Raw genomic sequence first — 22,314 nt, forward strand, 5'->3', positions numbered from 1 at the left:
AAAGTGGGAAAGGCCCGGGATTTACTTGTCGAAACGGAATTCGGGGTGGCGGTCTTGCCAGGACTTCAGTTCCTTCTCGGCGGCATCCTTGGCCAGACCCTGGCGCTCTTGCAGCTTGCCCAGGAACTGGTCGCGCTTGCCGGCTGCCACGTCAAGATCGTCGTCCGTCAGCTTGCCCCATTGCTCCTTGATCTTGCCGGTGAATTGCTTCCAGTTTCCCTTGACGGTGTCTTCATTCATGGCACAAGTCCTCTTGGTTATTCGCTTCAGCCCTCCACTCCGAGACGGTTTGGAACCCTGGCTGGATGCGATGGACGAACTGTAAAAGTGCCCCCTCGGGACAGGCGTAGTCATCCGGGGGCAGCACGCGTCAGCCCAGGCCTACGGTTGATAAGGACAAAAAAAAGAGGCGTGCACTGCACGCCCCTTTCGGCTATTGGCCCATGCGCTCAGTGCGCCAGATGCAGCCCGCATTCGCGGTTGTCCTCGCCCTTCGTCGGGTCCACGTAGTCGAAGTTGTTGGGCAGTTGGTGGGCCACGAGGTATTCGTACAGATCCTTGGACGACCAGTGCAGCAGCGGTGCGACCTTGAGCAGGCCGTCGGGGTTGATGCTCACCGGGTCCATCTGCGCGCGCACGGCCGTGTCGGTGGCGCGCAGCGCGGTGAACCACACCTGCGGCGCGGTCTCGCGCAGCGCGCGGGCGAAGGGCTCGAGCTTGACCTCTTCGGTGAAGGCGGCATGCCGCGGATCGTCGAGCGCGGGCACCGGGCCTTCGACGGCCTCGCGGTGGGCGCGCGATCGGCGTGGCAGGTAGATCGACAGGTTCAGGCCGAGCTGCCGGGTCACCTCGTCGGCGAACTGGTAAGTGGCCTCGGTGTTGTAGCCGTTGTCCATCCACACCACCGGCACGTCGGGCCGGGCCCGCGTGACCATGTGCAGGATGACGGCCTCGAACGGCCGGAAATTGGTGGTGACGATGGTGGGCCGGCCCAGGCCCACGGCCCAGTCCACGAGGCCCTGGGCGTCCTTGCCGAGTTCGGCGTTGATTCTTGCGAGGTCGATGCTGCTCATTCCATGCTCCAACGGGACCGGGCGAGAGCGGCCCGGTGGGACGGGCGATTGTGCCTTTTGCGCTGCAGGGCCGCAGCCTGGCGGCATCCCGCCCCTGCAGCCCGGCGGGGAACCGGTGAAGCGGGCCGCGAAAAATCAGTACAGCCGCTCGCGATAAGTGAGCAATCCGCCATTTCTATCTGCTGCAATGAAATTGCACTTAGAGTAAGTACAGTAACTTGCAGGCCATGTGATCAGCTGCTCAGATGACTCTGATCCCGGCGTCTGCCAGCATCTGCTGTAAGTGCGGGCTTTAACCGCATCGGAGCTCGAGCCATGAGCGTGGCATAGCTCTCCGCTTCAAGGTCAGCCGTAATCTCATGACATAGACGATCTATCTCTTTATCAACGAAGGTAAGGGTGCTCAAAACAAGGTGCTTAAGGTTTTGCCAAGATCGGGGCTGCAACAGCTCAACACCAACAGCGAGGGCCAAAACCTTTTCAACTTTGTAGGGATGTGTTCCATCGTTCAGAACCGCTCCGACATAGGCTTGCAAAGCTGAATTCTCATCATGAACAACGTGCTTGTTCCTCTCCAATCTAAGTTCTTCATAGACGGTCATCCCGTTTGGCTCATTTGCCAATATGACCGAAGCATCAAGCTGATAGGCTCTTCTTGATTCGTTTTTGCCAAAACACTTGAAGCATCGCGTGAGCGCAGCGACATACAGCCCTTCACGTGCGGTGTCTGGGCCATCTAGAAGGACGTTGATATCCTCAAGGTACTGGTTGGCGCGCACAAGATCAGACTGGTGAAGGATGAGGTCTGCAAGCATTTTTGCCTTAGAACCTCCAACGCTGACCAGCGACACTGCGTTGGGAATGCCGTTGAGTTCGATCCCTGAAGACGTTTGATGCAGTTCCATATCCACCTTTCTCAAAACGGTCCGGCCGGCTCGGTCATACGATCCCAACTGTAGATCACCAACTAACCGCGCTCGGCCCGGTTGACCCCGCCAGCCAGGCGCAGATGGGCGGCTGAGAGGTTTTCTTCGATGCGCAGTGGGTTGATGGCCGGCGTAGTCGTGGCGGTGCCCAAGGTCTGGCCAGTAACCTTGCCTCCGAAACTCTGCTGCTGGAGGTAGAAGAGTCGGGCGGCGCGCTGGACGTCGGCGAGTGCCTTGGGGCAGGTTTCCTGAAGCCACTTGAACACCTGCCTGCTGGTGTGACCTGCCCCCTTTAGACGTAGCAATGTCGAGTTAGCGATTCCAAGATTGAGCGCATGCGCAAACTCATCGTTAGGGTGGAGGCGCGACTCGCCAAATACTCGCGCGAGGATCAGCTGCAGTTGCTCGTCTGGTTCTCGGGGCGGCTTTAATTACATCCATTGCAAGCCGATTGGAGCACCCTGTTTCAGTCCATTCCCCTGCGTTCCTCAAAAGCCCAATTTTCGCGCCGTTGTTGTTGGGTTAGCTCAACTCCTTTCACACCGCAATGCCGCAGTACGGCAAAAATACAACAATAAGAATCATTCCCATTCTCTTTTTATAATCGGCGTTCCATGCCGCACCCCGCCTCGCTTCCTCCGCCGCCCGAGCCCCTGCTGGCCGCCCTGGTGAAGCACTACGAAGACCTGGTGGGATCGCTGCGGCACCGCTTCGGGGACGAGTGCTTTCCGCGCGAGATCGTGAACGACCTGTGCGTGCGGCTGCTCGAGCGCCCCGTGCCCGGCGAGATCGCCAATCCGCTGGCGTTCCTGCGCTGCGTGGCGCGGGACCTGGCCATCGACCGCTACCGCGCCCAGGCCCGGCGCCGCGAGACGGCGCACGAGCACCCCGAGGCTGACGCCCCCGTCCCTTCGGCCGCGCCGCTGTCGCCGCCGGAACTGGCGCTGGCCGCCCACCAGCGCCAGCGGGTGCTGCTGGCCGCCATCGAGCAGCTGCCGCAGGCCAGCCGCGAGGCGTTCATCCTCACCAAGCTCTACGGCATGCCGCAGGACGAGGCCGCCCGGCGCATGGGCGTCTCGCGCGGGATGGTGGCCCGGCACCTGGCGCGCGCCCTGCGCGACGTGGAGCCGGTACTGATCGAGGGCACCGGCCATGCCGCCCGCTGAATCCGCTGCGGCGCCGGCCGCCCTTGCAGCCGGCGCCGGCAACCCTTCCGTGCGCGGCGCGGGCCGCCGCGCCCACTTGCCCATCGACGACGCCCTGGCGCCGTTCGCCGACCTGCTGCGCCAGCACCTGCCCACGCCCGAAGACATCGAGCAGGCGGCTGCCCTGCGCCGCGAGCGACGCCGTCGTCCCGCCAAAGCCCGCGCGGCGGGCGCGGCCACGGCATTGGCAGTGGTGGCGGTGGCAGGGGTGCTGTGGGCCGATCCGGTGCTGCACCGCGAATCGCTGGCCAGCGCCGTGGGCGAGCGCCAGGCCCGGCCGCTGCCCGATGGCAGCACGGTGCGCCTGAACAGCGGCACCCGGGTGGAGGTGGCGCTGCACCTGCGCTCGCGCCGCCTGTCGCTGGCGCACGGCGAGGCCGCCTTCGAAGTCGCCCACGCGCCCTGGCACGCCTGGGCGCCCTGGCTGCAGCGCCCGTTCACCGTGCAGGCGGGCGCGGTGGCGGTGGAGGACATCGGCACCGTCTTCAACATCCGCCGCGACGGGACGGCTGCGGCCGGCGACGTGGCCGATGCCGGCGCCGACATCACCGTGCAGCAGGGCAGCGTACGCGTGCACGCCGGGACTGGCACGGCGCCGGTGGTGCTGCATGCGGGCCAGGCGCTGCACACCCGGCCGGGCACGGCCTGGCCCGCCCCGGTGGAAGCGGACACCGCCCGCGTCGCCGCGTGGCAGGCCGGCCGGCTGCGGCTGGACGCCACGCCGCTGGCCGACGCCGTGGCCGAGATGCAGCGCCACCGCCGCACCCCCATCACGCTGGCCGACGGGCACGCCGCGGCGCTGCGTATCTCGGGGGAATTCGACCTGGACCGCATCGACCAGCTGATCGACCTGCTGCCGCGCCTGGCCCCGGTGCGGGTGGACCGCCATGCAGACGGCAGCGTGGTGATCGGCCTGCGCACGGCACATCAAAAACCATAGCAGGATGCCGGCGCATTGATTGCGGTGGCGCCCGTTTCGATGCCCAGTGCCCGGTCTCCGGCCGAGGGGCCGCCGCTAGCCATTCATTGATTTGGATCGGCGACGTGTACAAACCCGCGCGCCGCATCGGCTCACAGGGGGACGGGCGCGCCCTGCCCGCCCGCCGTCCCTTTTTTTGTGTCTTGACCGATTTCTTTCCAGGAGCCTCCATGCCGATCCCCCAACACCGCCGCCCGCCACACCGCGCCCGATGGGCCGCGCTGGCCGCCGCGCTGTGCATCGCCGCCACCGCCGCCCAGGCCCAGCCCGTCGCAGTGGACCTGCCCGCCCAGCCCCTGGCGCAGTCATTGAACGCCCTGGCGCGCCAGAGCGGCGTGCAGATCGTGTTCGTCACCGACATCGCCCAGGGCCAGCAGGCGCCGGCGGTGCGGGGCACGCTGGAGGTGCGCGACGCGCTGCAGCGCCTGGTCGCCGGCACCGGGCTGGTGGTGCGCGCGCAGGATGCCCGCACCTTCACGGTGGAGCGCGCGGGCACCGCCCCCACTGGTGGCACCCCGGGGGCCACGGGTGCGGCGGCCGGCGCCACGATGAGCGAGGTGCGCGTGCAGGCGGCGCGTGGCGAGGACACGGCCTACAACGCCGCTTCGAGCGCCAGCGGCACCAAGACCGAGGCCCCGCTGCGCGACGTGCCGCAGACCATCGACGTGGTACCGCAGCAGGTGATCCGGGACCAGGGCGCGACCTCGATGCAGGACACCCTGCGCAACGTGGCGGGCGTGGGCCTGTCGCACGGCGATGGCCAGCGCGACCAGGTCAGCATCCGCGGCTTCACCAGCATCGGCGACCAGTTCGTGGACGGTTTTCGCGACGACGCGCTGTATTTCCGCGACCTGTCCAACATCGAGCGGGTGGAGGTGGTGAAGGGCCCCGCCGCCGTGCTGTACGGGCGCGGCTCGTCCGGCGGCCTGGTCAACCGCGTGACGAAAAAGCCCGGCACGGACGTGTCCGACATCGCCCTGAGCGTGGGCAGCTGGGCCGACAAGCGTGCCGAGTTCGACGTGGGCCGCGCGCCCGCGGGCAGCGACTGGTCCTGGCGCGTCACCGGCGCGGCCGAGGACGCCGACAGCTACCGCAGCCAGCAGTTCCTGGAGCGCCAGGCCATCGCCCCTTCGGTGCTGTGGAAGCCCGACGGCGCCACCTCGCTCATGCTGCAGGCCGACTACCTGCACGACAAGCGCGTGACCGACTTCGGCATCCCGGCCTACCAGGGCCGCCCGGTCAACGTGCCCGCGGGCACCTACTTCGGCTCGGCCAACGCGCGCGATGCGGACACGTCCGAATCCACGGTCAGCTCGTTCACCGCCACGTTCAGCCACCGCTTTTCCGACACGCTGCGCGTGCGCAACGCCCTGCGCTACTACCACTACGACCTGGACCGCCAGAACACCCTGCCCGCGGGCACCACGAACGAGGCCGCGGGCACCGTGGCGCTCACGCGCTCGGGCGTGGACCGGCGCGAGCGCGGCGTGTTCAACCAGACCGAGCTGATCCAGAACCTGCGCACCGGCAGCGTCGCGCACGAGGTGCTTTACGGCCTGGAGCTGGGCCAGCAGAACAAGGATGCGGTCTCGCTCACCGGCGGCACGCTGGGCAACGTGAACCTGTGGAACCCGGTGCTGCCGGTGGCGCCGCTCAACGGCGGCGGGGCCGTGTCGGCCAGCGCGCTGAACCGCTACCTGACGCGCGCGCTCTACGTGCAGGACCAGATCACGCTGTCGCCCGAGTGGAAGGTGCTGGCCGGCCTGCGCTACGACCGCTTCGGCCAGGAGACCGACAACCGCCTGGCGGGCCAGAGCGACTTCGAGCGCACGGACACCACCTGGAGCCCGCGCGCGGGCCTGGTGTGGCAGCCCACGGCGGCGCAGTCGTACTACGTGTCGGTGAGCCGTTCCTACCAGCCGTCGGCCGAGATGTTCGCGCTGTCTGCCACCAACACGGCCATCAAGCCCGAGCAGACGACCAACTACGAGGTGGGTGCCAAGCTCGACCTGATGGACGGCCGCGCCACGGCCACGGCCTCGCTGTTCCAGCTGGAGCGCACCGACATCAAGACCACCAACCCGGCACAGCCCACGCAGCTGATCCCCATCGGCACGCAGCGCACGCGCGGGCTGGAGCTGTCGCTGGCGGGCGAGCTGGCGGCGGGCCTGCAGGCCACGCTGAGCTACGCGCTGCTGGACACGCGCATCACGCGCTCCACGGCCACCGATGCCGGCCAGGCGGTGCAGGGCAAACGCGCCACGATCACGCCGCGCAACGCGTTCTCGGCCTGGCTCACGCAGCGCCTGGGCGACGACTGGAGCGTGGGGGGCGGCATCAACTACGTGGGCGACCGCTTCGCCAACCCGGGCAACACGGTGACCTTGCCGTCGTACGTGGTGGTGGACGCCATGGCGCAGTACCGCATCGGCAAGGCGACCACGCTGCAGCTGAACCTGCGCAACCTGTTCGACCGCAACTACATCGTCTCAGCCCACGGCAGCAGCCCCAACCTGAACCTGCCGGGTGCCCCGCGCAATGTGACGGTGACGCTGCGGCACAGCTTCTGACCGGGCCACCGGCGTTTCAGGAATCTGTCCAAACAGGAAACCTCCCAGATCAAGCAATAGGTTTTTATCGAACATTCCTTCCTGTGGAACAATCCGGCCCGGCGCGCGTTAACGGCCGGTTTTGCGCAGAGATCAAACAGGAAGAGAAGAACAATGTCGCTTGCCTACTGGTTCCGGGAGGGACCTGCGGAGCCCATCGAGAATGGGCGGATTCAATATGGACCGGGGAAAGGCTTGCCCAAGTTGGTGTTCAAGGGGTTTGACAATTCACAGAAACTTGTCGAGAAAATTGCCACCATTGATCCGGTTCGAAAGAAGATCATCCTGATGCAACCTAGGGAGAAAGCCCTGTATGCCTCGGGCCTGCGGGAACAGGGCGTCAATGGATACCTGTATCTGTTCGCCCATGCGAGCGCAATCAGTCTTCAAGGAGTCACCAATATTGGAGAAATCGTCCGTGTCATCAACCTCAGCGGCCTATGGCATAGGGAACCTATCCTGATTGATGCCTGCAATGCTGGGGCCTCTCCTGATGGCATCGCAAGTAACTTAGCCGGGGCCCTGGGCACTTACGTCACCGCGCCCACCACGACCACCTGGAACCAGCCTCTCGGCGGCGCGGCCATCGGCCAGGGCGCCTTCGAGAAGCTGCCTGGCGCACTGGAGCGGCTGGCCATCCCCAACTTCCTGCGCCCGGGGCAATGGCGCACCTGGGGCCCCGACGGACAACCCATCGCCACCACGCGCACCTCGCCGCGCGATGGCGGCGAACTCGTCAAGGGTCCGCTGGCCCAGGAACTGCTGAGGAAACGATGATGCTGCTGCGATGGTGGAAGCGCATCGGCTGCGGCTTTCAACTGCTCTTGATCTTCTCTTTCCTGATCGGCACCTACACCGCGTGGTGGTGGATCGACAGCGCTAGCACCTGCGAGACGCAGGACCAGTACACCCTTCGCGGCATCTGCCTCATGCGGATACAGGAGCGCGCCGAGCAAGGCGACAACGCCGCGCAATGGACCTATGGCGCCTACCTCGAAACCGAAGGTAAACAGCAGGAATCTCGCGCCTGGCACCTCCAGGCCATGCACGGCGCCCGCGTAGGACTGGCTTTGCGCGGCGAAATGATTGGCTACTGCGACCGCATCCCCGGATTCGAGGCGCACAACGTCGAGGCCGTCATGCTGCGCGTTGCGCGGAACAGCCCCGACGCGCATCTGCGCCTGCTGCACCTATATACCACCCCCCGCTCCCGTTGCAGCGCCTTCGACCTCGACAAGGCCGGTGCCCAGATTCCCCTGCTGACGCAGTGCGCGCACTTTGGCATTGCCGACTACCTCGAACTAGCCGCCAGCGAGCATCACCGCGTTCCATCTGCCACCCGTGCGGCCATCCGCTCGAACCTGGCCCTCTGCGAAAAAGAGCTGGCAGGACAGGCGCCCCCGGATACGACCGTGCAGGAATTCATGCCGGTGCGGCGAGAAGACTTGGACGCCCTGTCGCGCCGCCTCGCGGCGCTGGAACCCTGAGATGTCCCTTCCGAACGCCAACACGCCCATGGCATGGTGGAAACGCATCGGCTGCGGTTTTCAACTGCTCTTGATCTTCTCGCTCCTGATCGGCAGCTACACCGCATGGTGGTGGATCGACAGCGCTCGCACTTGCGAGACACAGGACGAATACAACCTACGGGGCATCTGCCTCATGCGGATACAGGAACGCGCCGAGCAAGGCGACAACGCCGCGCAATGGACGTATGGCGCCTACCTCGAAACGGAACGCCGGGAGCCGGAGGCGCGTGTCTGGCAAATCAGGGCCATGCACGGCGCCCGCGACGGGCTGGATATGCGCGGCGAAATGATCGGCTACTGTGATCGAATCCCCGGCTTCGAGGCGCGCACCGTCGAAAGCATCATGCTGCGCGTCGTGCAAACCAGCCCCGACGCGCACCTGACCCTGCTTCAACTCTATACCTACCCTGGCTGCGGCGCACTGGACCTCGACAAGGCCAGCGCGCAAATTCCCCTGCTGACACAGTGCGCGCATCTTTCCATCGAGCACTATCTGCGCACGGCTTCGGAAAAGCATTACCGCGTGCCACTTGCCACCCGCGCAGCCATCCGCTCGAACATGGCCCTCTGCGAAAAGGAACTGGCAGCCCCGCCCCCACTGGGCACCACCGTCCGCGAGTTCATGCCGGTACGGCGAGAGGACGTAGATGCCCTCTCGCGCAGCCTAGCCGCGCTGGAACCCTGAACCGCTCCCTTACCGCCCCATCTGCTCCAGCCACTGCCCGATGTCCTGCGCGGCCTGGGCCGTGGCGTCGGCCAGGGCGCGGGTGCCGCCGGGCGCATCGGCCGTGGCGGCGGGGCGCTGGACCAGGAACACGCGCTGGGCCAGCAGCTTCTCGCCGGCCGGCGTGGACTCGGCGATGGATACGCGCAGCCGCACCAGTCCCACGCTGGTGGCCGGGGCGCTGAACACGTGGCTGAACTCCTCGATCTCCAGGCGCAGAATGGCCGGCAGGGCGCCGCCCTCCAGGATCTGCGCGGCGCCTTCGTCGCCCGTCAGCACGGCGCGACGCAGGCCGAGCTGGTCGCGCACGGCCTTCTGCACCAGCTGCGCGGGCGGCTGGCTCCAGCGCGCCTGGTTGTAGGGACGCAGGCGGCGCGCGTCGTCGTAGGCCAGGCGGTACAGCACGGCGGTGCTGCCCTCGACCGGGCCGGTGGTGGTCACGTCGGCCAGGGCCAGGGGCGGCAGCGGCGCGCGGCGGTCCGAGGGCGCGGCCTCCATCAGGCCGGGGCCGAAGTCGTAGACCTCGGCGCGCACGGGCGGTGCGGGCAGCGCCGAGCAGCCGGCCAGCAGGGCGGCGAATGCCAGGCCGAAAACGGCTCCAGCACAATGAAAACGCCGGCGTTTAGCTATCATTTTAATAGTACTCATGGCAAGCCCTCTCAAGGTTTGGAGGCAACAGGCGCCTCGAAGCCGGGCTCGCCCGGCCCGCCGGCGGCGGTGCCCGATCCGTAGATGAGCGACTGCGGGTTGTCGCTGATGGTGCTGGCGGTGCGGCCCAGGCGGCGCACGGCGCGCGAGGTCTCGTCGGCGGCGTGGTTCAGGCGCGGCAGCGTCACGCGGCCGAAGCGGTCGGCGGCGGTGGCCAGCGACTTGGAGCCTTCGGCGATCTGGTCGATGGGGCCGCCCTCGGCGCTCAGCTGCTTGACGGCGGCGCCCACTTCGTTGGCCGCGGCGGAGGCGCTGCTGCCGGCCTGGCGCAGCGCCTGCAGCGTCTCGCGCGCATCGCTGGCCACGCCGGGCACGGCGGCCAGTGCGGGGTCGAGCCGCTGCACCACGGTGGTGTCCAGGCGCTTCATCAGCGCGCTGGCGTTGCCGGCGGCCTGACCCAGGTTGTCGATGGCGGTGGCGATGCGCTTTTGGTTGTCGTCGCTCAGCAGGTCGTTGATGCGGCCCGTGGCCTCTTCCACCTGCGAGAGGATGGCAGGCCCCTGCTCGGCCAGTTGGCCGAACGGCGAGGTCTTGAGGGGCAGGCGCGGCAGGCCGCTCGATCCCTTGGGCAGCGGCGGCTCGGCCTGCTGGCCGTCGTCCAGCAGCACGTGGGCCAGGCCCGTCACGCCCTGGTAGCCCAGCACGGCGAAGGTGGCCGGGGTGATGGGTGCCTGGTCGCTCACGGCGATGCGGATCAGCACGTTGCCGGCCACATCGGGGTCGAAGCCGATGCGCACCACCTTGCCCACCGCCACGCCCTTGTAGCGCACGGCGGCCTGCGGCTGCAGCCCGCCCACGCTCTGCTTGCTGGACAGCTCGTAGAGCTGGTAGCTGGTGTTGTCGCGCGTGAGCCAAAGGCCCAGGCCCGCCAGCAGGGCCGCCACAACGACCACGAAGATGCCCGCAGCGAGGGCGTGGGACTTGTTTTCCATCAGGCGTCCTTGGTCGAGGGCGAAGCCGGTGCGGGCGCCATGGCGCGCCGGCCGCGTTCGCCGAGAAAGAAATGTTGAATGAACGGGTGGTCGAAGTGCACGACCTCCTGCGGGGGGCCGGAGACGATGACCTTCTTTTCGGCCAGCACGGCCACGCGCGTGCTGAGCGCAAACAGCGTGTCCAGGTCGTGCGTGACCATCACCACCGTCAGGCCCAGGGCGGCGCGCAGCTCGCGCAGCAGTTCGCAGAAATCGTCGGAGCTGTTGGGGTCCAGGCCCGCGGTGGGCTCGTCCAGCAGCAGCAGGGGCGGGTCCATGATGAGCGCGCGCGCCAGGGCCACGCGCTTGATCATGCCGCCCGACAGGTCGGCCGGCATGCGCGTGGCGTGCTCGGGCTTCAGCCCCACCATCTGCAGCTTGACCATGGCCGCATCGCAGACCAGATCGCCCGGCAGCGTGCCCTGCTCGCGCAGCGCGAAGGCCACGTTGTCGAGCACGTTGAAGGCGGAAAACAGCGCGCCCTGCTGGAACAGCATGCCCACGCGGCTGGCGGCGCCGGCGCGGCCCATCTCGGCGGCGGGGCGGCCCAGCACCGTCACCTCGCCCTTGGCGGGCCGCGTGAGGCCCAGCATCTGGCGCAGCAGCACGGTCTTGCCCGTGCCCGAGCCGCCCACCAGGGCCAGCATTTCGCCGCGGCGCACGGTGAGGTCGAGGTTCTCGTGCACGGCGAAGGCCTCCTTGCCCTTGCCGAACACGGTGGACAGCCCCTTGATCTCGACCACCGGCGGCGCGTCGGCGGGCGGGGCCTGCGGTGCCGTGTGGGCGGCGGGGGCGGGGATGAGCGAGGTGTCGTCCATGGCGTCAGATCCCGAGGTTCTTGAACGCGATGGCGAACAGCGCGTCCACGATGATCACCATGGTGATGGAGCTCACCACCGAGGCCGTCGTGCCCTCGCCCAGGCTCTGCGTGTTGGGCTTGACGCGCAGGCCCCAGTGGCAGCCAATGAGCGCGATGGACACGCCGAACACCACCGACTTGGCCACCGCCATCACCAGGTTGGGAAAGCTCACCGCGTTGGGCAGCGCCTGTACGAAGTAGGCGGGCGACACGCCCAGCGCGAGGTCGGCCGCGAGCATGCCGCCGGCCAGCGCGCACAGCGTGGTCCACACGGCGATCAGCGGCATGGCCACGGCCAGCGCCACGGCGCGCGGCATGACGAGGCGAAAGCCGTGCGGAATGCCCATGACGCGCATGGCGTCGAGTTCCTCGGTCACCCGCATCACGCCGATCTGCGCCGTGATGGCCGAGCCCGAGCGCCCCGCCACGAGGATGGCCGCAAGCATGGGCCCCAGCTCGCGGATCAATGAAATGCCCAGGATGTTGACGATGAACGACTCGGCGCCGAACTGCCGCAGCTGCAGCGACATCAGGTAGGCCAGCACCACGCCGATGAGAAAACCCACGATGGCCGTGATGGGCATCGCCGTGGCGCCCATGCGATACAGGTGGCCCGACATGTCGCGCCAGGGCGCGCGGCGCGGCGAGCGCGCGGCCCGGAAGATGTCGATGAAGAGCTGCCCCACCAGTTCGAGCAGGTGGCGCATGTGGGACAGGGCGTGCAGCACCTGCACGCCGAGCCGGTCCACCTGCTCGGCCAGCCGCCAGGGTGTGTCGGGCGGGCGGGTGGTGCTGAATTCGGCCACGCGCTCGAGCATGTCGCGCTGACTGTCGTCAAGCGCCAGCCGCTCGGGCCAGTCGCGGCCCCAGTGGTTCCACAGCAGTTGCGCGCCCACGTGGTCCAGCCATTGCAGGCTGCGCAGGTCCCAGCCGATGGCCGGGCCGCCCCGCGTTTCGGACAACTGGGCCGACAGCGCGCGCCAGTGGCGGCGCGTGCCCAGCTCCGCCGCACCCCAGCGGCCGTGCAACACCGCACAGGGGCCTTCGGGCGTGTCGTCTCGGGTGATGCGGGGCTGGCTGTCGTCTTCGGTCATGGAGGGGGGCGGGAGAAGCTGTGCATGGTAGCGGAGCGGATGGGCCCGGGCGCGTCAGCGCAGAACGCGTCCCTGCGCAGGGCACGGGCCGCGTGAATTATGATCAAAACGCCCTCCAGCACAATATCTTCTAGGGCATATAGCTACAAAAATAATAGCAATCGGCTGTTTCCCTATCGACAGCGGCACGGCGCTACGCACAATGGACCGGCACTGCCGCAATGCCCCGGGAACGTGTTCAACGTCCAACAGCCTCCATGAGCGACACCACTTTCGACTACATCATCATCGGCGGCGGCACGGCCGGCGCCCTGCTGTGCAACCGCCTGAGCGCCGGCGGCCGCCACCGCGTGCTGCTCATCGAGGCGGGCCGCAAGGACGACTACCACTGGATCCACATCCCGGTCGGCTACCTGTACTGCATCGGCAACCCGCGCACCGACTGGCTGTACCACACCGAGCCCGACGCGGGCCTGAACGGCCGCAGCCTGCGCTACCCGCGCGGCAAGACGCTGGGCGGCTGCAGCAGCATCAACGGCATGATCTACATGCGCGGCCAGGCGCGCGACTACGACCAGTGGGCCGAGATCACGGGCGATGCCAGCTGGCGCTGGGAGCACGCCCTGCCCTACTTCCGCCGGCACGAAGACCACTGGCGCCTGGACCAGCCCGATTCCGCGACCGAGGCCTTCAAGCGCCTGCACGGCAGCAAGACCACTGGCGGCACGGGAGAGTGGCGCGTGGAAAAGCAGCGCCTGCGCTGGGACGTGCTGGACGCCTTCGCCCAGGCGGCGCAGCAGGCCGGCATTCCCGCCACCGACGATTTCAACGGCGGCGACAACGAGGGCGTGGGCTACTTCGAAGTCAACCAGAAGGCCGGCTGGCGCTGGAACACTGCCAAGGCCTTCCTGCGCCCCACCTGCTACGGGCGGCCCAACTTCGAGATGTGGACCGCCGCGCAGGCCACCCGGCTGCTGATCGACACCCAGCCCGACGGCTCGCGCCGCTGCACCGGCGTGCAGGTGTGGACCGGCGAGGAGATGGTCACCGCCCACGCCACGCGCGAGGTGGTGCTGAGCGCGGGCGCGGTCAACTCGCCGCAGCTGCTGCAGCTGTCGGGCATCGGCCCGGCGGCGCTGCTGCGCCAGCACGGCATCGACGTGGTGCACGACCTGCCCGGCGTGGGCGCCAACCTGCAGGACCACCTGCAGATCCGCGCGGTGTTCAAGGTGAACGGCGTGCCCACGCTCAACATGCTGGCCGGCAACTGGCTGGGCAAGGCGAAGATCGGGCTCGAATACGCCTTCAAGCGCAGCGGGCCCATGAGCATGGCGCCCTCGCAGCTGGGCGCCTTCACGCGCAGCTCGCCCGACCAGGCCCACCCCAACCTCGAATACCACGTGCAGCCGCTGTCGCTGGAAGCCTTCGGCGAGCCGCTGCACGCCTTTCCCGCCTTCACCGCCAGCGTGTGCAACCTGAACCCCACCAGCCGGGGCACCGTGCACATCAAGGGCCCCGACTTCCGCACAGCGCCGGCCATCGCCCCCAACTACCTGAGCACGCCCGAGGACCGCCAGGTCGCCGCCGACAGCCTGCGCGTGACGCGCCGCATCGTCGCCCAGCCGGCGCTGGCGCCCTACCGGCCCGAGGAATGGAAGCCCGGCGTGCAGTTCGAGACCGACGAGGACCTGGCGCGGCTGGCCGGCGACATCGCCACCACCATCTTCCACCCCGTGGGCACGACGCGCATGGGCCGCGACGGCGACCCGATGGCGGTGCTGGATTCGCAGTTGCGCGTGCGCGGCATCGACGGCCTGCGCGTGGTGGATGCGGGCGCCATGCCCACCATCACCAGCGGCAACACCAACTCGCCCACGCTGATGCTGGCCGAGAAGGCCGCCGAATGGATCCGGCAGGCGGCGCGGGCCGAAGCGCCCGGGGCCGAGGCGGTGGCCACGGCCACGCGCTGATCCGCCTTGCGGGGACGCGCTCAGCCGCGCTCGGGATCGGCCTGCGGCTCGCGGTGCGGCTGCGCCGTCTTCGCCCAGACCGCCCCCACCGCCGCGGCCGAGCCCGCGAGCCACAGGGCGGAAGACGCCGTCTGCAGCCGCACGGCCTGGCTGGCATCGCGGGTCGACGCCTGGACGGCCGCCGCACTCAAGCCGGCGGCGGCCAGGTTGGCGATGCCGCTCACGCCCTGCAGCAGCCCCGTGGCCGCATGGGTGGCCCCCGTGCCCACGGCGCTGAGCGCCATCGCCGCGCCGCTCGCGGCCCAGGCACCTGCGGAGCCGTAGGCGATCGCGCGCTGCACCGGCCCCAGCGTGAAGGGGGCGGCGGCACTCAACCCGCCCGCCACCACGGCGAAGGCGTTCGCCCCGGTGGTCCAGGCGCGGTACGGCACGTTGCCGACCTCGCCCACCATTCCAGCGCCCGCCCACAGGCTGCCGCTGACCGCCGCCGTGGCCTGCGCGGCGCGGGGCACGGCGGCCAACCGGGCCGACGCCAGGAACAGCGCCGCCGCGGCGGCATCCACCACCGGGGCACTCCAGGCCGACACGGTGCGCACCGCGCTCCAGGGCGATCCGGACGGCCGTGGCGCGGTGGGCTCGGTGGGCTCGGTGGGCTCGGTGGGTTCGGTGGCTGCATCTTCCGGGGCGCCGATCCGCTCCGCCGCTAGGCCGGCGGGCCGGTCCGTTTCCACCCTGCTGGCGCCCAGCGCCGCGGGTGCCGAGGCGGCCCGGGGCAGCAGCGCGGCGCGGGGCGACAGGCTCGCACCCGGCTGCGGGGCCGGCGGTGCACTGCGGGCCCGCAGGCCGGCCGGGGCGGAGACCGTTCGGCGCAGCGCAGGCGCCTCGGCGGGGAACGCCGGCCACTCGGGGGCGGCCGAGCGGGGCGCGGCCAGGGCCGCAGGCGCGGAAAGGGTGCGGCGAAGCGAAAGATCGGTCATGGCGAACAGGCCTTGGAGAGGGAAGCGAAACGACCGCCGATTGAAGCAAACCGCGCATCAATACCGCGTAAAAAGAACCGCCCGCCGCACCCGAGCTTCGCCAATCCCGCAAGCGCTTCGCCAGGGTGCCCCAGAACGGGGTGCGGGAAACCACCAATGCACCAGCAGGGTGCACTCGTTACAGTTCAACCACTCGAAAATGCGCCCGTCGCGTCGAACGAGGGGACCGAGGAGACATCTCGAAGTCGAACAAACCATTCCGAGCATCCCCCTATAAGATGCCTTTTTTACAAAGCGCCGGCGACCCCGGCGCTTTTTCTTTGCCCGTTCTCCTGGCCGGCGCGCTGTGCGCCGGCACGCACGAATCGCCCCCCATTCCCCGTTCCGCCCTGCGGCAGCCCCGACAATCGGGGGATGGAATGGATCATTGTTTCTCTGGCGTCGCTGCTGGCCGGCTTCGTGGACGCCATCGTCGGGGGCGGCGGCCTCATCCTCGTGCCCGCCCTGTTCGCCACGTTTCCCAACGCACCGCCCGCCACGCTGCTGGGCACCAACAAAAGCGCCTCCATCTGGGGCACGGGCATCGCCACCTGGCAGTACAGCCGCCGCGTGCAGATGCGCTGGCAGGCGATGCTGCCGGCCGCCGCGGCGGGCTTCATCGGGGCGTTTGCCGGCGCCTGGACGGTGACGGTGATCTCGGCGGATTCGCTGCGCAAGCTGCTCCCGCTGATCCTGCTGGCCGTGCTGCTGTACACGCTGGCCCGCAAGGACCTGGGCCGCCACCACACCCCGCGCTTCGAGGGCCGGATCGAGACACGCCTGGCCTGCGCCATCGGGCTGGTGGTGGGTTTCTACGACGGCTTCTTCGGGCCGGGCACGGGCAGCTTCTTCGTCTTCCTGTTCGTGCGGCTGCTGGGCTACGACTTCCTGAACGCCTCGGTGTCGGCCAAGCTGCTCAACCTGGCCACCAACGTGGCGGCCATCATCCTGTTCGCGGCCAAGGGGCACGTGTGGTGGCACTTCGCGGTGCCGCTGGCGGTGGCCAATGTGGTGGGCAGCGTCATCGGCACGCACATGGCGCTCAAGCACGGCACGGGCTTCGTGCGCGGCATCTTCATCGTGGTGGTCAGCGCGCTCATTCTCAAGACGGGCTACGACGCCTTCCTGCGCTGAGCCTCAAAAAGGCAAAACGGGCCCGTTTTTTGCGCTCCGGCTCAGGGTTTGCGGGTGTGCATGGCCTCATGCACGCCTTTTATAATGTGGCAATCCCGTGACTGCCCGTCCCGCGGGCGGCCCACTGGCCGCTGGCTCCGGCTTCGCTAACCGCCAAGCCGGATTTTTTGTACCTGAAACCACCCTGCGCAGGAACAACAGAGATGAAGATGTTCAAGACGATCGCCACCGTAGTGGCAATGTGTGCCGCTTTTTCCGTGCAGGCCCGCACGCTGGAGGCCGTCAAGAAGGACGGCAAGATCATCATCGCCACCGAAGGCCAGTTCGCGCCTTTCAACTATTTCCAGGGCACCCAGCTCACGGGCTTTGAGATCGAAGTGGCCAATCTGGTCGCCAAGAAGATGGGCCTGAAGGTCGAATGGAAGACACTGGGCTTCGATGCCCTGCTGACCGGCCTGGCGCAGGACCGCTGGGATGCCGTCATCGCCTCGCACGGCGTGACCGAAGAGCGCGCCAAGGCCGTCACCTTCGCCACGCCCCACTACTGCTCGGGCGGCATGATCATCGCCACCGACCCCAAGATCCGCACCGCCAAGGACCTCACCGGCAAGATCGTCGCCGTGCAGACCGGCACCAGCTACCTGGAGAACGTGCAGAAGGTCGCCGGCATCAAGGAAATGAAGAACTTCCCCACCGACGTGGACGCCCGCAGCGCGCTCACCTCCAAGCGCGTCGATGCCTGGGTGACCGACAAGTTCGTGGCCAAGGAAGTGGTCGCCAAGAACCCCAAGGCGGGCCTGAAGCTGGGCGACATGCTCTTCATCGAGAAGATCGCCCCCGCCGTCTCCAAGGGCAACACCGGCCTGGCCGACGCATGGAACAAGGCCTTTGCCGAAGTGCTGGCCGATGGCAGCTACGCCGCCGTGTCCCAGAAGTACTTCAACGAAGACGTCCGCTGCGCGCCATAAGCCGCGGCGCCGGCTTCGGACCGCCTTCCTTCCATGCTCAATGCTCTGTGGCCACAGCACTGGACGCGCCAGCACCGCAGCAATGCGACGCTGGTCTCCGCCCTGCTGCTGATGGTGTTGGCGCTGGCCCTGCTGGGCCAGCTTCTTTCCTTCCTGCCTGACCCGATCGGACCGAACGCCCAGGCGTTCTCCGACGGCGCGCGCACCACGCTGTGGCTCACCCTGGTGAGCGGCAGCGTGGGCCTGGTGCTGGGCACCAGCGCCGCGCTGGCCCGCACCTCGCGCTGGATCGCGCTGCGCTGGGTCGCCGGGTTCTACATCTGGGTCATCCGCGGCACGCCGCTGCTGGTGCAGATCCTCTTCGTGTACTTCGCGCTGCCGGTGCTGGTGCCGGGGCTGAACCTGCCCGACTTCGCCGCCGCCGTGGTGGCGCTGGGCCTGAACGTGGGTGCCTACAACGCCGAGGCGGTGCGCGCCGGACTGCTGGCCGTGCCGCGCGGGCAGACCGAGGCGGCGCGGGCCCTGGGCCTGTCGCGCCTGCACGTGTTCTTCGACGTGGTGTTTCCGCAGGCCTTCAAGATCTCGCTGCCCCCGCTGGTGAGCAACTTCGTGGCGCTGCTCAAGGACTCGTCGCTGGCCTACGCCATCGGCGTGGTGGAGCTGACCAACGTGGGCAACCGCATCCAGTCGGCGACCTTCCAGCCCATCGCGACGCTCTCCACCGTGGCCATCACCTACCTGCTGCTGACCACGCTGGTCACGCAGATCTCCAACGCCGTCGAATACCGCTTCGACGTGGAAGGACGGGCGCAATGAGCCAGGCCACGCCCTACATCGTCGCCGACTGCGTGTGCAAGTCGTTCGGCGCGCACCAGGTGCTCAAGGAGGTGTCCACCACCTTCAACACCGGCGAGGTGACGGTCATCATCGGCGCCTCGGGCTCGGGCAAGAGCACGCTGCTGCGGGCCATCAACCGGCTGGAGCCCCACGACAGCGGCCGCATCACCATCGGCGGCACCGAGGTGACGGACGACCAGCGCACGCTGCAAAAGCAGCGCAGCGAGGTCGGCATGGTGTTCCAGCAGTTCAACCTGTTCGGCCACATGAGCGTGCTGGACAACGTGACGCTGGCGCCCCGCCGCATCCACCGCACCCCGCGCGCCAAGGCCAACGAACAGGCCATGGCGCTGCTCAGGCGCGTGGGCATGCAGGACCATGCGCACAAGTACCCGTGGCAGCTGTCGGGCGGGCAGCAGCAGCGCGTGGCGATCGCCCGCGCGCTGGCGATGGCGCCCAAGGTGATGCTGTTCGACGAACCCACCTCCGCCCTCGACCCCGAGATGGTGCAGGAGGTGCTGGACGTCATGCGCGAGCTGGCCCGTGGCGGCATGACCATGATCGTGGTCACGCACGAGATGGGCTTCGCGCGCGAGGTGGCCGACCGCGTGATGTTCTTCGACCAGGGCCGCATCGCGCACGATGCGCCGCCGGCCGAGTTCTTCGGCAACCCCGCCAGCGACCGCATCCGCGCCTTCATCGGCCGCATGGGTGCCTGAACCGGGGAGGCGCACGCCTCCCCTTCCCGCCGGGCCACTGGCTTTTTCCGGCCCGCGCGCTTTCGGGTGCGCGGGCGCCTTGCCTCCATGAAACCTGAACGCCTGGGCCTGCTGGCCCTGCTGGCCGTGACCCTGGTGTGGGGCACGACCTTCCCCGCGATGAAGCTGCTGTCGGCGCACCTCGATGCGCTGCAACTCATCTGGCTGCGCTTTGCCATCGCGCTGCTGGTGCTCGGCCCGCTGTGGCGCGGCATGCGCCGCGCCGAGGCGCGCTGGGGCCTCGCGCTCGGCCTGCTGCTGTTCCTGGCGTTCTGGCTGCAGATCGAAGGGCTGGCGCGCACCACCAGCAACCGCAATGCCTTCGTGACAGGGCTGAACGTGCTCGTGGTGCCGCTGCTGGCCATGGCCTTGCTGGGGCGGCGCTACGGCTGGCGCCTGTGGGCCGCCTGCGCGATGGCCCTGGCTGGCATGGCGCTGATGTTCCATGAGAACGACCCCTGGAACCTGGGCGATACGCTGACCTTCGCCAGCACGCTGTTCTATGCCCTGTACATCCTGGCGCTGGAAGAGTGCGCGCGCCGCACGGCCGCCGAACCCGTGCGCGCCACGCGCATGGCCGCGGCGCAGGCCACCATGATGCTGGCGGCCTCCAGCGTGCTGATCGCCGTGCGCCACGGGGGGCTGGGCAGCACGTGGGCGTCGCTGGCCACGCTCTCGGTGCCGTCGTGGATCGCCCTGGTGTACCTCGGCCTGCTGGCCAGCGTGGTGGTGGTGACGCTGCAGGCCTGGGGCCAGCAGCGCGTGGATGCGATGCGCAGCGCCATCGTGTTCGGGCTGGAGCCGGTGTTCGCCGCGCTCACCGCCTGGGTGCTGATCGACGAACGCCTGGGCATCGCCGGGGTGGCCGGCGCGGCGCTGATCGTGGCGGCGCTGATCTTCAGCCAGTGGCAGCCCGCACCGCGGCGCACCGCGGGTGCCGGCGGCGCGCAGCCCGGGAACTGACCGCGCCGGGCGGCGTCAGGGCTCGATGAGCGGCACGTCGGCTGCGCGCAGCGGCGTGCCGATGGGGGCTGCCGCCTGGCCCTTGCGCACCGCGGCCATGTCCTGCTCGTTGGGGTAGTCGCCCTGCAGCCAGTAGTCGAACACGCGCCGCGCGATGGGCGCGGCATGCGCGGCGCCGAAGCCGGCGTTCTCCACGATCACGGCCAGCGCCAGGCGCGGGTTTTCGGCCGGGGCGAAGGCGGCGAACAGCGAGTGGTCGCGCTGGTGGTCCTCCAGCGCCTTGGCGTTGTACTTGACGTTCTGCCCCAGGCTCACCGCCTGCGCCGTGCCGGTCTTGCCGGCCGAGGTGTAGGGCGCGCCCGCGAACACGCGCGTGCCGGTGCCGCCCTTGTTCACCGCGACGAGCGCATTGCGCACGATCTCCACGTTCTTCGGCGAAAAGCCCAGGTCCTGCCCCGGGGGCTGCTGCACCTCGGTGATCTGGCCCGTGACCGTGTCCTTGATGGCCTTGATGAGGTGGGGCCGATAGCGCGTGCCGCCGTTGGCCAGCGTGGCCTCCGCCAGCGCCAGCTGCAGCATGGTGAAGTTGTTGTACCCCTGCCCGATGCCCAGCGACACCGTCTCGCCCGAGTACCAGCGGCGCATCTCGGGGCGCCGGTAGGTGTTGCGCTTCCACTCGGTGCTGGGCAGCACGCCGCGCACCTCGCCGTTGATGTCGATGCCCGTGGCCTGCCCGAAGCCGAGCGGCTTCATGAAGTCGTGGATGGTGTCCACGCCCATGTCCACGGCCAGCGAATAGAAATACGTGTTGCTGGAGAACTGGATGGCGCGGTGCATGTCCACGCCGCCCAGCCCGCCCTCGTGGCTGCGGAAGGTGTGGCCGCCGTAGGTGTAGAAGCCCGGGTCGTTGTACACCTGCGTGGGCGAGCGCTTGTTCAGCTGCAGCGCCCCCAGCGCCATGAAGGGCTTGTAGGTCGAGCCCGGCGGGTAGGTGCCGCGCAGCGCGCGATTGAGCAGCGGCTTGTCGATCGACTCGTTGAGTGCCTGCCAGTTCTCGCTGTCGATGCCCTCCACGAACAGGTTCGGATCGAACGTGGGCTTGCTCACCAGCGCCACGACCTCGCCGTTGCGCGGGTCGATGGCCACCAGCGCGCCGCGCCGCTCGCCGAACATGTCCTCGATCATCTTCTGCAGCTTGATGTCGATGGACAGCATCACCGTGTTGCCGGGCGTGGCCGGGTGGCTGGCCAGCCGGCGCACGGCGTGGCCGCCGGCGGAGGTCTCCATGCGCTCCACGCCGGTCTGGCCGTGCAGGGTGCTCTCGAAGCCCTGCTCCACGCCCAGCTTGCCGATGTGGTCGGTGCCGCGGTAGTTGGCCGCGTCTTCGGAGTCGTCGATGCGCTCCTTCTCGCGCTGGTTGATGCGGCCGATGTAGCCGATCGCGTGGCTCGCCACCTCGCCCATGGGGTAGTTGCGAAACAGCCGGGCCTTGATGTCCACGCCGGGAAAGCGGTAGCGCTGCGCGGTGAAGCGCGCCACTTCCTCATCGGACAGGCGCGTGCGGATGGGCAGCGATTCGAAGTTGCGCGACTCGTCCATGAGCCGCTTGAACCGGCGCCGGTCGCGCGGGTGGATGTCCAGCACCTTCGACAGGGCATCGATGGTGTCGTCCAGCGACTCGACCTTGGAGGGCGTGATCTCCAGCGTGTAGGCCGAATAGTTGGTGGCCAGCACCACGCCGTTGCGGTCCATGATGAGGCCGCGGTTGGGCACGATGGGCACCACGGCCGTGCGGTTGCTCTCGGCCTGCTCGGCGAGGTCGTCGTGGCGCACCACCTGCAGGTACACCAGCCGCGCCACCACCAGGCACAGCGCCATCAACACGACCAGCGCCACCACGAACACGCGGGTGCGGAAACGCGACGCATCGGCTTCGGTGTTGCGCAGTTCGGTCATGTCGGCAAAGAAACTGTCAGATCAGGGGGCTGGCG

General features: G+C 68.4%; 21 protein-coding genes and 1 pseudogene. 12 read left to right on the forward strand and 10 right to left on the reverse strand.

Features of this window, described 5'->3' with window-relative positions; translation table 11 throughout:
• Positions 1 to 21 precede the first annotated feature (21 nt).
• The 4 genes and pseudogenes from AVAK2825_RS03930 to AVAK2825_RS03945 form a co-directional block, all read right to left on the reverse strand.
• Positions 22 to 240 carry a CsbD family protein gene (locus AVAK2825_RS03930; RefSeq protein WP_272565861.1) on the reverse strand — a complete coding sequence of 73 codons (219 nt, stop codon included), beginning with the start codon at positions 238 to 240 and terminating at the stop codon, positions 22 to 24.
• Between the two features lie 209 nt (positions 241 to 449).
• Entirely contained in the window at positions 450 to 1,073 is a 624-nt protein-coding gene (locus AVAK2825_RS03935; RefSeq protein WP_272565862.1) for a phosphoadenosine phosphosulfate reductase domain-containing protein, read from the reverse strand.
• A 233-nt stretch (positions 1,074 to 1,306) separates the two neighbouring features.
• Entirely contained in the window at positions 1,307 to 1,978 is a 672-nt protein-coding gene (locus AVAK2825_RS03940) for a hypothetical protein (RefSeq protein WP_284394609.1), read from the reverse strand.
• 89 nt (positions 1,979 to 2,067) lie between these two features.
• Positions 2,068 to 2,277 (reverse strand): annotated as a pseudogene (locus tag AVAK2825_RS03945) (DNA adenine methylase); the annotation flags it as partial.
• 336 nt (positions 2,278 to 2,613) lie between these two features.
• On the opposite strand from AVAK2825_RS03945, the gene AVAK2825_RS03950 reads away from it, so the two are divergent.
• The 6 genes from AVAK2825_RS03950 (at position 2,614) to AVAK2825_RS03975 (ending at position 9,006) form a co-directional block, all read left to right on the forward strand.
• Positions 2,614 to 3,165, forward strand: coding sequence for an RNA polymerase sigma factor (locus AVAK2825_RS03950; protein WP_284394611.1), 552 nt, complete (start codon positions 2,614 to 2,616; stop codon positions 3,163 to 3,165).
• Entirely contained in the window at positions 3,152 to 4,144 is a 993-nt protein-coding gene (locus tag AVAK2825_RS03955) for a FecR family protein (RefSeq protein WP_284394612.1), read from the forward strand. Before AVAK2825_RS03950 ends, AVAK2825_RS03955 begins: the two co-directional genes overlap by 14 nt.
• A 209-nt stretch (positions 4,145 to 4,353) precedes the next feature.
• A complete protein-coding gene (locus AVAK2825_RS03960; protein ID WP_284394613.1) occupies positions 4,354 to 6,753 on the forward strand; it encodes a TonB-dependent siderophore receptor in 2,400 nt (799 codons plus the stop codon).
• Positions 6,754 to 6,906: 153 nt separating this feature from the next.
• Positions 6,907 to 7,569: a DUF8616 domain-containing protein gene (locus tag AVAK2825_RS03965; protein WP_284394614.1), complete on the forward strand. Its 663-nt coding sequence runs from the start codon at positions 6,907 to 6,909 to the stop codon at positions 7,567 to 7,569.
• Complete coding sequence (locus tag AVAK2825_RS03970; protein ID WP_284394615.1) at positions 7,566 to 8,279, forward strand: hypothetical protein; 714 nt, start codon at positions 7,566 to 7,568, stop codon at positions 8,277 to 8,279. Before AVAK2825_RS03965 ends, AVAK2825_RS03970 begins: the two co-directional genes overlap by 4 nt.
• A 1-nt stretch (position 8,280) precedes the next feature.
• On the forward strand, positions 8,281 to 9,006 hold the full coding sequence (locus AVAK2825_RS03975; RefSeq protein WP_284394616.1) for a hypothetical protein: 726 nt from the start codon (positions 8,281 to 8,283) through the stop codon (positions 9,004 to 9,006).
• 9 nt (positions 9,007 to 9,015) lie between these two features.
• Here the strand turns inward: AVAK2825_RS03975 and AVAK2825_RS03980 are convergent, their stop codons facing one another.
• From AVAK2825_RS03980 to AVAK2825_RS03995, 4 genes are read right to left on the reverse strand one after another with little or no spacing between them, the layout of a single operon-like run.
• Positions 9,016 to 9,693, reverse strand: coding sequence for an ABC-type transport auxiliary lipoprotein family protein (locus AVAK2825_RS03980; protein WP_272565876.1), 678 nt, complete (start codon positions 9,691 to 9,693; stop codon positions 9,016 to 9,018).
• Between the two features lie 11 nt (positions 9,694 to 9,704).
• Positions 9,705 to 10,685 (reverse strand): MlaD family protein, encoded by a 981-nt coding sequence (locus tag AVAK2825_RS03985; protein ID WP_272565877.1) that lies wholly within the window; start codon positions 10,683 to 10,685, stop codon positions 9,705 to 9,707.
• A complete protein-coding gene (locus tag AVAK2825_RS03990; protein WP_272549709.1) occupies positions 10,685 to 11,542 on the reverse strand; it encodes an ABC transporter ATP-binding protein in 858 nt (285 codons plus the stop codon). The genes AVAK2825_RS03985 and AVAK2825_RS03990 overlap by 1 nt, the downstream gene beginning before the upstream one ends.
• Before the next feature lie 4 nt (positions 11,543 to 11,546).
• Positions 11,547 to 12,677, reverse strand: coding sequence for an MlaE family ABC transporter permease (locus AVAK2825_RS03995; protein ID WP_284394617.1), 1,131 nt, complete (start codon positions 12,675 to 12,677; stop codon positions 11,547 to 11,549).
• Positions 12,678 to 12,934: 257 nt separating this feature from the next.
• Between AVAK2825_RS03995 and AVAK2825_RS04000 the strand changes: the two genes are divergently transcribed.
• Positions 12,935 to 14,647, forward strand: a complete 1,713-nt coding sequence (locus tag AVAK2825_RS04000) for a GMC family oxidoreductase (protein ID WP_284394618.1) — start codon at positions 12,935 to 12,937, stop codon at positions 14,645 to 14,647.
• Between the two features lie 20 nt (positions 14,648 to 14,667).
• Here AVAK2825_RS04000 and AVAK2825_RS04005 read toward each other — a convergent pair whose 3' ends face one another.
• Positions 14,668 to 15,624 (reverse strand): hypothetical protein, encoded by a 957-nt coding sequence (locus tag AVAK2825_RS04005; protein WP_284394619.1) that lies wholly within the window; start codon positions 15,622 to 15,624, stop codon positions 14,668 to 14,670.
• A gap of 414 nt (positions 15,625 to 16,038) precedes the next feature.
• On the opposite strand from AVAK2825_RS04005, the gene AVAK2825_RS04010 reads away from it, so the two are divergent.
• From AVAK2825_RS04010 to AVAK2825_RS04030, 5 genes are all read left to right on the forward strand, one after another.
• The gene (locus tag AVAK2825_RS04010; RefSeq protein WP_284394620.1) at positions 16,039 to 16,797 is read left to right on the forward strand and encodes a sulfite exporter TauE/SafE family protein; all 759 of its coding nucleotides are present in this window, start codon (positions 16,039 to 16,041) and stop codon (positions 16,795 to 16,797) included.
• Positions 16,798 to 17,000: 203 nt separating this feature from the next.
• Positions 17,001 to 17,765 carry an ABC transporter substrate-binding protein gene (locus AVAK2825_RS04015; RefSeq protein WP_272565884.1) on the forward strand — a complete coding sequence of 255 codons (765 nt, stop codon included), beginning with the start codon at positions 17,001 to 17,003 and terminating at the stop codon, positions 17,763 to 17,765.
• 33 nt (positions 17,766 to 17,798) lie between these two features.
• Entirely contained in the window at positions 17,799 to 18,581 is a 783-nt protein-coding gene (locus AVAK2825_RS04020) for an amino acid ABC transporter permease (protein WP_284394621.1), read from the forward strand.
• Positions 18,578 to 19,321, forward strand: a complete 744-nt coding sequence (locus AVAK2825_RS04025; RefSeq protein WP_284394622.1) for an amino acid ABC transporter ATP-binding protein — start codon at positions 18,578 to 18,580, stop codon at positions 19,319 to 19,321. Before AVAK2825_RS04020 ends, AVAK2825_RS04025 begins: the two co-directional genes overlap by 4 nt.
• Before the next feature lie 87 nt (positions 19,322 to 19,408).
• Positions 19,409 to 20,323: a DMT family transporter gene (locus AVAK2825_RS04030; protein ID WP_284394623.1), complete on the forward strand. Its 915-nt coding sequence runs from the start codon at positions 19,409 to 19,411 to the stop codon at positions 20,321 to 20,323.
• A gap of 15 nt (positions 20,324 to 20,338) precedes the next feature.
• Here the strand turns inward: AVAK2825_RS04030 and mrdA are convergent, their stop codons facing one another.
• Complete coding sequence (gene mrdA, locus AVAK2825_RS04035; protein ID WP_284394624.1) at positions 20,339 to 22,279, reverse strand: penicillin-binding protein 2; 1,941 nt, start codon at positions 22,277 to 22,279, stop codon at positions 20,339 to 20,341.
• Positions 22,280 to 22,314 lie beyond the last annotated feature (35 nt).

Source organism: Acidovorax sp. SUPP2825 (genome assembly GCF_030158995.1).
Lineage (GTDB): Bacteria > Pseudomonadota > Gammaproteobacteria > Burkholderiales > Burkholderiaceae_C > Paracidovorax.

Coding starts and splice junctions, on each gene's coding strand:
- AVAK2825_RS03930 (WP_272565861.1), bottom strand. CDS start 240: ATGAATGAAGACACCGTCAAGGGAAACTGGAAGCAATTCACCGGCAAG.
- AVAK2825_RS03935 (WP_272565862.1), bottom strand. CDS start 1,073: ATGAGCAGCATCGACCTCGCAAGAATCAACGCCGAACTCGGCAAGGAC.
- AVAK2825_RS03940 (WP_284394609.1), bottom strand. CDS start 1,978: ATGGAACTGCATCAAACGTCTTCAGGGATCGAACTCAACGGCATTCCC.
- AVAK2825_RS03950 (WP_284394611.1), top strand. CDS start 2,614: ATGCCGCACCCCGCCTCGCTTCCTCCGCCGCCCGAGCCCCTGCTGGCC.
- AVAK2825_RS03955 (WP_284394612.1), top strand. CDS start 3,152: ATGCCGCCCGCTGAATCCGCTGCGGCGCCGGCCGCCCTTGCAGCCGGC.
- AVAK2825_RS03960 (WP_284394613.1), top strand. CDS start 4,354: ATGCCGATCCCCCAACACCGCCGCCCGCCACACCGCGCCCGATGGGCC.
- AVAK2825_RS03965 (WP_284394614.1), top strand. CDS start 6,907: ATGTCGCTTGCCTACTGGTTCCGGGAGGGACCTGCGGAGCCCATCGAG.
- AVAK2825_RS03970 (WP_284394615.1), top strand. CDS start 7,566: ATGATGCTGCTGCGATGGTGGAAGCGCATCGGCTGCGGCTTTCAACTG.
- AVAK2825_RS03975 (WP_284394616.1), top strand. CDS start 8,281: ATGTCCCTTCCGAACGCCAACACGCCCATGGCATGGTGGAAACGCATC.
- AVAK2825_RS03980 (WP_272565876.1), bottom strand. CDS start 9,693: ATGAGTACTATTAAAATGATAGCTAAACGCCGGCGTTTTCATTGTGCT.
- AVAK2825_RS03985 (WP_272565877.1), bottom strand. CDS start 10,685: ATGGAAAACAAGTCCCACGCCCTCGCTGCGGGCATCTTCGTGGTCGTT.
- AVAK2825_RS03990 (WP_272549709.1), bottom strand. CDS start 11,542: ATGGACGACACCTCGCTCATCCCCGCCCCCGCCGCCCACACGGCACCG.
- AVAK2825_RS03995 (WP_284394617.1), bottom strand. CDS start 12,677: ATGACCGAAGACGACAGCCAGCCCCGCATCACCCGAGACGACACGCCC.
- AVAK2825_RS04000 (WP_284394618.1), top strand. CDS start 12,935: ATGAGCGACACCACTTTCGACTACATCATCATCGGCGGCGGCACGGCC.
- AVAK2825_RS04005 (WP_284394619.1), bottom strand. CDS start 15,624: ATGACCGATCTTTCGCTTCGCCGCACCCTTTCCGCGCCTGCGGCCCTG.
- AVAK2825_RS04010 (WP_284394620.1), top strand. CDS start 16,039: ATGGAATGGATCATTGTTTCTCTGGCGTCGCTGCTGGCCGGCTTCGTG.
- AVAK2825_RS04015 (WP_272565884.1), top strand. CDS start 17,001: ATGAAGATGTTCAAGACGATCGCCACCGTAGTGGCAATGTGTGCCGCT.
- AVAK2825_RS04020 (WP_284394621.1), top strand. CDS start 17,799: ATGCTCAATGCTCTGTGGCCACAGCACTGGACGCGCCAGCACCGCAGC.
- AVAK2825_RS04025 (WP_284394622.1), top strand. CDS start 18,578: ATGAGCCAGGCCACGCCCTACATCGTCGCCGACTGCGTGTGCAAGTCG.
- AVAK2825_RS04030 (WP_284394623.1), top strand. CDS start 19,409: ATGAAACCTGAACGCCTGGGCCTGCTGGCCCTGCTGGCCGTGACCCTG.
- mrdA (WP_284394624.1), bottom strand. CDS start 22,279: ATGACCGAACTGCGCAACACCGAAGCCGATGCGTCGCGTTTCCGCACC.